This is a genomic window from Candidatus Hydrogenedentota bacterium (assembly GCA_016791475.1).
GTDB lineage: Bacteria > Hydrogenedentota > Hydrogenedentia > Hydrogenedentales > JAEUWI01 > JAEUWI01.
This window is the reverse complement of the sequence record JAEUWI010000164.1, coordinates 1-804: the sequence shown is the minus strand read 5'-3', so window position 1 is coordinate 804 and position 804 is coordinate 1. Positions and strand designations below refer to the sequence as shown.

Annotated in this window: 1 protein-coding gene; it reads right to left on the bottom strand. The window is 69.0% G+C overall.

The features are described from left to right. Window positions 1-804 (bottom strand): DUF3552 domain-containing protein (locus JNK74_28465; protein ID MBL7650122.1); only part of this gene is annotated, 804 nt, incomplete at both ends.

The following is an 804-nucleotide window of genomic DNA, read 5'->3' as shown; positions in this document are numbered from 1 at the left end:
GGCGAGCTGGACGTCGAGCTGCAGCTCGGCCGCCATCATGCCCGCGATCCAGGCCACTTCCTTCGAGTGGTCGTAGATGTTCTGGCCGTACGACGTCCGGTACCGCATCCGGCCGATCAGCTTGATCATCTCGGGATGGAGCCCGTGGATCCCGGTCTCGTAGGCGGCCTGCTCACCCAGTTCGACCAGCTGCTCCTCGAGTTCCTTCTGGATCTTCTTGACGATCTCCTCGATCCGACCGGGGTGGATCCGGCCGTCGGTGATCAACGCCTCGAGGGCCCGGCGGCCGACTTCGCGGCGGACCGGGTCGAAGCAGGAGACGATGACGGTGTCGGGGGTGTCGTCGATGATGAGGTCGACGCCGGTGGCCATTTCGAAGGCGCGGATGTTCCGGCCTTCCCGGCCGATGATCCGGCCCTTCATCTCGTCGCTGGGGAGGGCCACGGCGGCCACCGTGGTCTCGGCCGTGTGCTCGGCCGCGACCCGCTGGATCGACATCGCGATGATCCGCTTGGCCTCGCGCTCGGCGTTCTTCTTGGCCTGGTCCTTGATGTCGCGGGCCAGCGCGGCCGCCTGGGCCCGGGCCTCGTCCTCGACCCGCTGGAAGAACTCGCGGCGGGCTTCCTCGACCGACAGCCCGGCGATCCGTTCGAGCCGCTGGCGCTGTTCGTGGACCAGCGCGTCGACTTCCTTGGCGCGGGCGTCGAGGGAGAGTTCCTTCTGGGCCAGGGCGCTCTGCTGCCCCGACACCGCCTTGGCCTGCCGGTCGAGCTCCTCGCTCCGCCGGGTCAGGCCGGGTTCCCG